This window comes from Pseudomonas sp. 2995-1, from assembly GCF_002742505.1.
GTDB classification, from domain to species: domain Bacteria; phylum Pseudomonadota; class Gammaproteobacteria; order Pseudomonadales; family Pseudomonadaceae; genus Aquipseudomonas; species Aquipseudomonas sivasensis.
The window spans coordinates 77,908-86,660 of record NZ_LJSA01000322.1; the positions used below are offsets into that span (position 1 = coordinate 77,908).

General features: G+C 59.1%; 11 protein-coding genes. 10 read left to right on the top strand and 1 reads right to left on the bottom strand.

Annotated features, from left to right (window positions below; translation table 11 throughout):
• The first annotated feature begins 1 nt into the window (after position 1).
• The 8 genes from AOA61_RS08615 (at position 2) to AOA61_RS08650 (ending at position 7,456) form a co-directional block, all read left to right on the top strand.
• Positions 2 to 1,489: a terminase gene (locus AOA61_RS08615; RefSeq protein WP_099601573.1), complete on the top strand. Its 1,488-nt coding sequence runs from the start codon at positions 2 to 4 to the stop codon at positions 1,487 to 1,489.
• The gene (locus AOA61_RS08620) at positions 1,489 to 2,949 is read left to right on the top strand and encodes a DUF4055 domain-containing protein (protein WP_099601574.1); all 1,461 of its coding nucleotides are present in this window, start codon (positions 1,489 to 1,491) and stop codon (positions 2,947 to 2,949) included. Before AOA61_RS08615 ends, AOA61_RS08620 begins: the two co-directional genes overlap by 1 nt.
• Entirely contained in the window at positions 2,924 to 4,015 is a 1,092-nt protein-coding gene (locus AOA61_RS08625; protein ID WP_099601575.1) for a minor capsid protein, read from the top strand. Before AOA61_RS08620 ends, AOA61_RS08625 begins: the two co-directional genes overlap by 26 nt.
• Before the next feature lie 56 nt (positions 4,016 to 4,071).
• Positions 4,072 to 4,491 (top strand): hypothetical protein, encoded by a 420-nt coding sequence (locus AOA61_RS08630; RefSeq protein WP_099601576.1) that lies wholly within the window; start codon positions 4,072 to 4,074, stop codon positions 4,489 to 4,491.
• Positions 4,492 to 4,580: 89 nt separating this feature from the next.
• The gene (locus AOA61_RS08635; RefSeq protein WP_099601577.1) at positions 4,581 to 5,288 is read left to right on the top strand and encodes a hypothetical protein; all 708 of its coding nucleotides are present in this window, start codon (positions 4,581 to 4,583) and stop codon (positions 5,286 to 5,288) included.
• 11 nt (positions 5,289 to 5,299) lie between these two features.
• Positions 5,300 to 6,268 carry a major capsid protein gene (locus AOA61_RS08640; protein WP_008431834.1) on the top strand — a complete coding sequence of 323 codons (969 nt, stop codon included), beginning with the start codon at positions 5,300 to 5,302 and terminating at the stop codon, positions 6,266 to 6,268.
• Positions 6,269 to 6,317: 49 nt separating this feature from the next.
• The gene (locus AOA61_RS08645) at positions 6,318 to 6,893 is read left to right on the top strand and encodes a hypothetical protein (RefSeq protein ID WP_099601585.1); all 576 of its coding nucleotides are present in this window, start codon (positions 6,318 to 6,320) and stop codon (positions 6,891 to 6,893) included.
• 59 nt (positions 6,894 to 6,952) lie between these two features.
• Positions 6,953 to 7,456, top strand: a complete 504-nt coding sequence (locus tag AOA61_RS08650) for a DnaT-like ssDNA-binding protein (protein ID WP_099601578.1) — start codon at positions 6,953 to 6,955, stop codon at positions 7,454 to 7,456.
• Here the strand turns inward: AOA61_RS08650 and AOA61_RS08655 are convergent.
• Positions 7,453 to 7,692 (bottom strand): hypothetical protein, encoded by a 240-nt coding sequence (locus AOA61_RS08655; RefSeq protein WP_099601579.1) that lies wholly within the window; start codon positions 7,690 to 7,692, stop codon positions 7,453 to 7,455. The two genes, AOA61_RS08650 and AOA61_RS08655, sit on opposite strands and share 4 nt — an antisense overlap.
• A 49-nt stretch (positions 7,693 to 7,741) precedes the next feature.
• Here AOA61_RS08655 and AOA61_RS08660 point away from each other — a divergent pair, with 49 nt between their 5' ends.
• Both AOA61_RS08660 and AOA61_RS08665 read left to right on the top strand, forming a co-directional pair.
• Entirely contained in the window at positions 7,742 to 8,110 is a 369-nt protein-coding gene (locus AOA61_RS08660) for a hypothetical protein (protein WP_099601580.1), read from the top strand.
• Complete coding sequence (locus AOA61_RS08665) at positions 8,107 to 8,703, top strand: hypothetical protein (protein WP_099601581.1); 597 nt, start codon at positions 8,107 to 8,109, stop codon at positions 8,701 to 8,703. Before AOA61_RS08660 ends, AOA61_RS08665 begins: the two co-directional genes overlap by 4 nt.
• Positions 8,704 to 8,753 lie beyond the last annotated feature (50 nt).

Genomic DNA, 8,753 nt, shown 5'->3' on the forward strand with positions numbered 1-8,753 from the left:
CATGAAGCCCGAGCACATGAAGCTGCTTCGGGATCGGTTCTGGCGACTGAATAACCTCTACTTCATCACCGACAAGCAGGGTAAGAAGGTTCGCTTCCGCATGACGCAGGAGCAGATCGATTACTTCCAGGGGATGCATACCCGGAACATCATCCTGAAAGCTCGCCAGCTGGGCTTTACGACGCTGGTGTGCATCGTCCAGTTGGATGCAGCGTTGTTCGAGGCTGCCAAGTGCGCCTTGATCGCTCACACACTGAACGACGCGAAGCGCCTGTTTCGTGAAAAGGTCAAGTACGCCTACGACAACTTGCCGAAGGAGCTGCGCGCTGCCAACCCGGCGAGAAACGACGCTGCCGGCGAACTGGTGTTCAGCAAGGGCGGCTCGCTTTATGTCTCCACCTCGTTCCGGGGCGGCACGCTGCGCTACCTGCACGTATCCGAGTTCGGGAAGATCTGCGCCAAGTTCCCGCATAAGGCGCGGGAGATCGTCACCGGTGCTTTCGAGGCTGTCGCTGCTGAGTGTTTCGTCACCATTGAGTCAACGGCAGAGGGTCGAGCCGGCTATTTCTTTGATTACAGCCAGTCAGCAGAGCGCCAGCAACTGGCCGGGGTGCCACTGGGCCTGCTGGACTGGAAGTTCTTTTTCTTCAGTTGGTGGAATAACAAGGCCTACAGCCTCGAGTCTGCTGACGTAGTGCTGCCCCAGCGCCTGACCGACTACTTCAACGAACTGCGCGCCAAGCACGGGATCGTCACCAATGACGGCCAGCGCGCCTGGTATGCGGCCAAGGAGAAGACGCTCGGCGATGACATGAAGCGGGAATACCCGTCGATTCCTGTCGAAGCCTTCCAGCAATCGGTCGAGGGCGCCTACTACGCCCAGCAGTTCACCAAGCTGTATGCCGCTCAGCGCATCGGCACTCTGCCCGACAACAGCCACCTGCCGGTGATGACCATTTGGGACATCGGCGTGAGCGACTCCACCGCCATTTGGTTCGTGCGCCAGGTTGGCGAGCAGTACCACATCATCGATTACTACGAGAACTCAGGCGAAGGCCTGCGGCATTACATGAAGGTGCTCAAGGACAAGGGTTACACCTACTCCGAGCACTGGGGGCCGCATGACATCGAGAACCGTGAGTTCGGCAGCGATGCGAAGACGCGCAAGGACATTGCCCGAGAGGGTTACGAGATCGACGGGCAGGTTTATCGGATGACCTTCCAGGTCGTCCCGAAAATCGGGGTGGACGACGGCATCGAGCAGGCTCGGGAAATTCTATCCAAGTGCGCCTTCGACGAATCGAAGTGCGAAGAGGGCATTGCCTGCCTCGAGAACTATCGCAAGGAGTGGGACGACAAGAAGGGCTGCTGGAAAGACAAGCCGCTGCATGACTGGACGTCTCACGGCTCCGACGCATTCCGGTACTTCGCTGTCGCCAAGAGCGCCAGGAAGCCGGTTAAATCAATCAAAATGGGATTCGCACGCTAATGGCAGACGTCACATACACCCGCCCGGAGTACGACGCGGCACAGTCCCGTTGGCGGCTGGTGCGCGACGTGTGCAAGGGCTCCGAGACTGTAAAGGGGCGCGGCGATGTTTACCTGCCCAGGCCCAACAAGCACGACACCAGCCCTGAGAATCTTGAACGGTATAAGTCGTACAAGCAGCGGGCCGTTTACTACAACGCCACGGGGCGCACGAAACACAGCCTTGTTGGCGCAGTGTTCCGCACGTGGCCAACACTCACTGTGCCCGGCGCACTCGATTACGTAGCCACGGACGTCGACGGGCAGGGCGTGAGCGTTTACCAGCAGTCGCAGTCGGTCATCGGGCATCTGCTTGAGGTTGGTCGGCACGGTTTGTTGGTGGACTACGCAGCGGTGCAGGCCGGTACGGTAAGCAAGGCAGACGAGCAGGCTGGGCGCGCCCGTGCGAACGTTGCGAGCTACCCAGCCGAATCAATCAGGAACTGGAAGACCCGCAAGGTCGGCGGTCAGCACCTGCTAAGCCTGGTTGTATTGCGTGAAGAGGCGGACATCGACACTGATGATGGCTTCGGTAGCGAAAAGGTCGTGCAGTACCGCGTGCTGCGCCTGGACGTGGCCGGCGTGTATACCCAGGAATTGTGGCAGGAAAGCTCAAGCGAAACCGCGATGGTCATCCCCCCCTTCACTCCGTTGAATGGTGCGGGCCAGCCATGGCGCGTGATCCCATTTCAGTTTCTCGGTAGCGAGAATAACGACACCAGCATTGATGACTCGCCGCTGTACGACATGGCAGTGCTGAATATCGGCCATTACTGCAACAGTGCGGACTATGAGGACTCTGTCTGGTTTTCTGGTCAGCCGCAGTTCTGGATCTCCGGCCTGGACGAAGCCTGGCGCGACCATCTTGAAGCCAATGGCATCTATGTCGGCTCCAGGGCTCCGCTGACGCTTCCCGCAAACGGATCGTGCGGGTTTGCTCAGCCTGAACCGAACACGCTTGTGAAAGAGGCCATGGACGCCAAGAAACAGGACATGGTGTCCCTTGGAGCCCGGCTGATTGAGCGCGGCAGTGCAGTGAAGACCGCAACCCAGGCTGACAACGACAGCGCTGCCGAACACAGCGTTCTCTCCCTAGTGGTGAGCAACGTCAGTGAAGCGTACAGCCAATGCCTGGTCTGGATGGCTGAGTTCGTGAATGCCGCCGGCGAAGTGGTCTACAAGCTCAATCAGGACTTCAGCCAGATCACTCTGGACGCGACGATCCTGGCGGCTCTGTTCAATGCGGTACAGGGCGGCAAGCTGCCGGAAGGTGACTTCTGGCAATACCTGCGTGATCGCGGCGTGATCAACCCAGAGAAGACGGACGACGACATCCGGGATGAGCTGGAAGCACAAAGCACTGGCCCAGCCCTGGACGACACTGAGGTAATTCCGAATGGCGGCAAACCAAGCAATCCTTGACGCCACTATCCGGCACGCCGTTTTTTTGGAGCAGCTGAAGTCGGGAGAGGTGAAGAAGTTCGCTCCTTTCCTCAAGGAGATCGACCGCTCGATTCGTGAGCGGCTGACGCGCACGGACCTGACTGATTACACCGTCGCCCGCCTGGAGCGGCTGCTGAGCGAGGTTGATAGCCTGCTGCTGGGCATCTTCGACCGGTACAGCGAGAGGCTGAACTTCGACCTGGTGGATATCGCCAACTATGAGGCTGAGTTTGAGGCGGCCAGCCTGACCCGGGCGGCGCCGGTGGGCGTGTCGTTCGATGCTGCTGTGCCTGGCGCTGCTGCAATCAGGGCGGCGATCCTCACCAATCCGCTCAGCGTGCGCGGTGCCGACGGCGGGAAGCTGCTCAAGTTGTTCATTGATGGATTCACCGCCACCGAGCGGCAACGCCTCACAGGCGCGATCAGGCAGGGCTTCTTCGAAGGCCAGACGAACTTCCAGATCATCAAGAACATTCGCGGTACCAAGGCGCTCCAGTACAACGACGGCATCCTGGCCACGACAAACCGCAACGCCGGCGCCATCGTGCGGACGGCGGTGCAGCACGTCGCCACCCAGGCGCGAATGGAGACGCTGAAGGAGAACGCAGATGTCGTGCAGTCGGTGGAGTGGGTCAGCACCCTGGACTCGAAGACCACCAGCCAGTGCCGGACGCTGGATAAGCAACGGTTCAAGCTGACTGAGGGGCCTAGGCCTCCGATCCACATCAACTGTCGCTCGACAGTGGTGGCTGTGACGCGCTTCAGCGCCTTGTTCGCTAAGGACGCCACGCGGGCTTCCATCGGCGACGGCGGTGCGCAGCAGGTGAGGGCAGACCTCAGCTATTACGACTGGCTCAAGCAGCAGCCAGCTGCGTTTCAGGACAAGGCCATTGGCCCGGTTCGCGCGAAACTTTTCCGCGAAGGCGGCCTGAGCATCGAACGATTCTCCGAGCTGCAGCTTGATCGCAACTTCGCGCCGCTAACCCTCGTGGAGATGCGCTCACTCGAGCCGCTGGCGTTCGAGCGCGCAGGTATTGCGTATTGAGACATCGATATTAATGCTGCACCATCTAGTCAGGTGTCAGCACTGTCGGAGCGAAAATGGCGTACAAGGATCTTCCAGTAAGAGAACTGGACTCGTGGCAACTTAATTACGCAGTAGCCAAATACGTGTGCAAGCACAAGACCAGAACCGCGCTCCATTTGCCTCATAGATTTTATATCGAGGAGGAGGCTTTCCGACCGGTCAGTAGAATCGTTGATGGTAAAGTCAAGGTTGAGCTAGAGCCTTTTGTTAAGTGCAGTTACTTCTTGCCGGTTGAACACAAAGAGTTCAGCAGGCCTGTAATCGAAAGGCTTGGACTAAAGGCATATGAAACTGAGGAAGGATGGGCGTGCAAGGTCGGTGACTTTGAACCGTTCACTGACTTTCATGCGGACATAGCTCTGCTCAGGGCTGCTGTAGCGCACTCTTCCGGGTCTGAATTGGTGCTGGTCCCGTTGGGAAGGGTGGCCAAATAGAAAAAATACTTCGTCGCGAAACCCGCTCATGAGCGGGTTTTTTTATGCCTGCAGGCAGGGCCTGCACCTAAGTCTCTGGGAGACAACCAATGCTGAAATTCCAACTGGATACCCTGGAAGGGGTAGATGAAGCCGTGCGCGCTCTTTACACCGAGAAGGACGGCAAGTTCGTACTCGGCATTGAAGGTCTGCCGCAACAAGAAGATGTCACCGGCCTGAAGGCCAAGGTTGATGAGCTGCTGGGTGAGAAGAAAGCCGCAGAGAAGGCTCGCAAAGACGCCGAAGAACAAGCCCGACTGGAGCGTGAAGAAGCCGCTCGCAAATCCGGCAACGTCGAAGAGCTTGAAAAGTCCTGGTCGGAAAAATTCAACCGCCGCGAAGCTGAGCTGAACGGCTTGCTGGAACAGGAGCGTGGAACGCTGAGCACTCAGATCCGGGATCTGACCGTTGGCCGTACCGCTACTGACATCGCGTCTGCCCTGGCAATCCCAGGCAGCGCCAAAGCCCTGTTGCCGCACATCGAGCGCCGTCTGAGCGTCGAGCAGCGCGACGGGAAGCCTGTTGTGGTCGTCCTCGACCAGCAGGGCAAGCTCTCGGCGGCAACGCTGGATGAGCTGAAAGCAGAATTCGCAAACGACACGGCCTTCGCGCCGTTGATCGCGGGTAGTAAAGCATCTGGCGGCGGGGCTGCTGGTGCTGGAGGTGGCGGCGGGGCCGCAAAAGGAAAAATCGGCGGCACCAAAGAGGAACGACAGGCCGCGATCGCGAGCCGGTTCCCGGATCTCCCACAATCGTAAGGAAATAACTCATGTCCCTGTCGCAAATGCAGGTTTTCAACGAATACATCATGCCGGCGACTCTCGAGACGCTGGATCAGTATCTCGCCGCTTTTAACGCCGCCAGCCGTGGCGCGATCGTGCTGTCCCCGGACGGCTTCACTGGTGACTTCCTCCAAGAGTCGTTCTTCCAGACCCTGGCCGCCGCCCAGCGCCGCGTGGATCGCTACAGCGCGAACGCTGCTGTCGCTGCAACCGACCTGACTGAGCTGAAGAACACTTCGGTGAAGGTCGCCGGTGGCTTCGGTCCGATCCGCTACGAGCCATCGCAGATGACTTGGCTGGAGCGTCCAACCGCGCAAGGCATCGAAGTCGCCAGTCGCGCGTTCGCTGAAATCCTGCTGAAGGATCAACTGAACACCGCGATCGCCGCTCTGGTCGCCGCTATCACTGCCCAGGCTGCTGCCGTCAACGATGTGTCGGCTACCGCTGGCATCACCTACGCAGGTCTGAACAACGCTCACGCGAAGTTCGGCGACGCAAGCCAGAACCTGGTCACCCAGGTGATGCAGGGCACCAGCTACCACAAGCTGGTAGGTCAGAACCTGGCGAACCAGCAGCAGCTGTTCCAGGCTGGCAACGTCCGCGTGGTGGACATCCTCGGCAAGATCTCCGTTGTGACGGATGCCCCGGCGCTGATGCAGGCCGGCACCCCGAACAAAGAAATCATCCTGTCCCTGGTGCAAGGTGCTGCGCTGGTCCACGACGGCCGCGACATCATCAGCAACGTCCAGACCACCAACGGCAAGGAGCGTATCGAAACCACGCTCCAAACTGATTACACCTTCGGCCTGGGCCTGAAGGGTTACACCTGGGACACCACCACCGGCGGCAAGTCGCCAACCGACGCCGAACTGGCGACCGGTACCAACTGGGACAAGACCGCCACCAGCATCAAGCACACCGCCGGTGTGGCTCTTATCGGTGACGCCTCCAAGTAACCCTGAAAGCTGAGTCGGGCCTAGCGCCCGACTTGGCGAGGACATGATCATGAGCAACAAGAACATCTGGTATCTGCCTGGTCCGTTCCATCAGTACCAGGAAGACGTGAAGGCACTCGCCAAAGCAAGCGGCCTGCGCATCGTCGACGCAAGCGTTACCGAAAGTCGTGAAGATGCCGCCGACGAAGTGCCTGACGTGACTGTCAAGGAGTTGCCGAAGGTGCTGATGATAGATGGTGGCAGTTCCAGCATCGATATCGACGCCTTTCGCGCCGAGCTCGAATCTGTCGGCCTGATCGTTGAGTCATTCGCCGATCAAGCGCTGGTGCGCCCCGAAGGTGATCTTGGCCCGATCGCTGATCGCTTGTTTCAGGTATTCGAAGCGGTAAACGCCGGTGTGGAAAGCCTCATTCGCGAGCGTGACGGTGAAGTCGAGAAGGTGAAAGCTCTGCAGCTGCAGGTAGACGACCTTCTCCAGCAGGCCGACAAGGCCGGTCAGGTGGCTACCGAAGCGAAGGAAATCGCCGACCTGAAGGCCAAGCTGGACGAAGCCAATGTCCAGTACCGGGCAAACGCCTCGAAAGAATCCCTGGAAAAGCTCGTCGCCGAGCTGACCAAGGAGTAATACTGCTGGCTGTCGGTGATGCGGCGGCCAATCTTCAAACCATTCCAGCGAGTTGACGCATGACACTCATCATCGAGGACGGCACCGGCAAGCCTGACGCCGAAAGCTACGCGAGTGCCGAGGACTTGGCCCTGTATGCCGTGAAATTCGGAACGGTCATTCCCGCGGGCGTTCCTGAGCAGGAAGCATTGCTTCGTCGGGCCGCCTTGGCGATGGATGGCAAAACCTGGAAAGGCCGCAAGATGAGCAGCGAGCAAGCCCTGTCCTGGCCGCGTCGGGGTGTTGAACTGGACTGCCAGATCAAGCCAGACAACTACCTGCCGGCGCGGATCCAGTACGGACAGATGGCCCTGGCCGCCGAGATCCATCAGGACGATATCGACCCGGTGGAAAAACGCAAAGGCGCCGTTTTGCTGGATCGTGTTGAGGGTGCTGTAACGCGGCAATACGCGGCGATCCCCTCCACCAGCAACCGGCTGTTGCCGGCGGCGCCTGATCGACCGAGCGCTACGCAGTTCGCTGACTATCTGCAAAAGCGCGGACTGTTCGCTGTCCGGGCTTAGATGAGTCTCGCCTGTTGTTCTAAATAGTCCTGTTTTTGAGCTGATGGAGGTAGCCCGATACCTGAATTGGATTCAAGAAACCCCTCAACGAATTCCTTTACTCCAACCTTGGAGATACGGTTCCTATATTCCTCGTCTGAGATGTCTCGCCATTTTGCATTCGCATAGTTTCCCAGCGCCCCTCGTGCAATTTTGGCAATAGCTTCGTCTTCCTGCTCTAGCTTCAAATCCTTCATCGCCTCAATCCTTTTAGGTTTGTCTTTGTTAAGTGATAAAGGTATCACCATGACCTTCTACGACGAAATGGCCGTGATGGCTCTGGATATGATCACAGAGTTTGGACAGCCCGTGACCATCAGCAAGACGGAGCCCGGCGAGTACGACCCTGAGACGGGTGGCGAAGCGCCAGGCGTGCCCGTAGAGCAAGTCGCGCAAGGCATCCTGGTCGACTTCACAGGCCAAGAATTCCAGAACAACAGCCTTATCAAACAGGGCGACAAGAAGCTCAAGATCGCCGCGCAGGGTTTAGCTTGGTCGCCCGGTCTGCTGGACAAGGTTGTCGCCCAGGGCCGCACCTGGGCAATCGTCCCGCCGATGAAAGAAGTAAATCCCGCCGGCACGCCGATTCTGTATGAGCTGCAGGTGCGGTCATGAGTCGGGCAGGCGCCGGCCAATCCGGCAGCTTCGCCCTGAGCCTCGCTGAGTTCGCAGCTCAAACCAGCGAAGCCATCGACGCCAGTGTGCGCGAGATCATCATCGAGGTCGGCAGCAGCCTGATTCGCATGTCTCCCGTGGGCAATCCGGAGATCTGGGCGCAGAACGCAGTGGCGACGCAGTACAACAAGGCCGTCGACGATCACAACAGCTCGCTGCGCAGTGATCCGGCCAACCTCACGAAGGGTGGCAGGCTGAAGAAGGGCCGTAAGCTCAACGACGGCATGGACCTCAAGGCGCCAGAGGGCTACGTCGGCGGCCGGTTCCGCGCGAACTGGCACATCTCGCTGGGCGTGGTCGAGAGCGTTACCTTCGACGAGGTGGATCCGAGCGGCGCCGAGACAACCGCGGCGCTGGTCGCAGCAATGAGCGACTTCACCGCCGGCCAGATGGCCTACATCATCAACAACTTGCCCTATGCCATCCCGCTGGAGTTCGGCCATTCCACCCAGGCCCCTGGCGGGATGGTCCGGGTCACCGTGGCTCGCTTCCAGCAGATCGTGCTGGAGGCCATCAGGAACAACCAGATATGAGTCACGCCATCATCGCCTCGATCTACGAGGCAAAGCTCATCGCCTGGAAC

Bases quoted from the DNA above. Each gene is read 5' to 3' on its own strand.
- AOA61_RS08615 (WP_099601573.1), top strand. From the start codon at position 2: ATGAAGCCCGAGCACATGAAGCTGCTTCGGGATCGGTTCTGGCGACTG.
- AOA61_RS08620 (WP_099601574.1), top strand. From the start codon at position 1,489: ATGGCAGACGTCACATACACCCGCCCGGAGTACGACGCGGCACAGTCC.
- AOA61_RS08625 (WP_099601575.1), top strand. From the start codon at position 2,924: ATGGCGGCAAACCAAGCAATCCTTGACGCCACTATCCGGCACGCCGTT.
- AOA61_RS08630 (WP_099601576.1), top strand. From the start codon at position 4,072: ATGGCGTACAAGGATCTTCCAGTAAGAGAACTGGACTCGTGGCAACTT.
- AOA61_RS08635 (WP_099601577.1), top strand. From the start codon at position 4,581: ATGCTGAAATTCCAACTGGATACCCTGGAAGGGGTAGATGAAGCCGTG.
- AOA61_RS08640 (WP_008431834.1), top strand. From the start codon at position 5,300: ATGTCCCTGTCGCAAATGCAGGTTTTCAACGAATACATCATGCCGGCG.
- AOA61_RS08645 (WP_099601585.1), top strand. From the start codon at position 6,318: ATGAGCAACAAGAACATCTGGTATCTGCCTGGTCCGTTCCATCAGTAC.
- AOA61_RS08650 (WP_099601578.1), top strand. From the start codon at position 6,953: ATGACACTCATCATCGAGGACGGCACCGGCAAGCCTGACGCCGAAAGC.
- AOA61_RS08655 (WP_099601579.1), bottom strand. From the start codon at position 7,692: ATGAAGGATTTGAAGCTAGAGCAGGAAGACGAAGCTATTGCCAAAATT.
- AOA61_RS08660 (WP_099601580.1), top strand. From the start codon at position 7,742: ATGACCTTCTACGACGAAATGGCCGTGATGGCTCTGGATATGATCACA.
- AOA61_RS08665 (WP_099601581.1), top strand. From the start codon at position 8,107: ATGAGTCGGGCAGGCGCCGGCCAATCCGGCAGCTTCGCCCTGAGCCTC.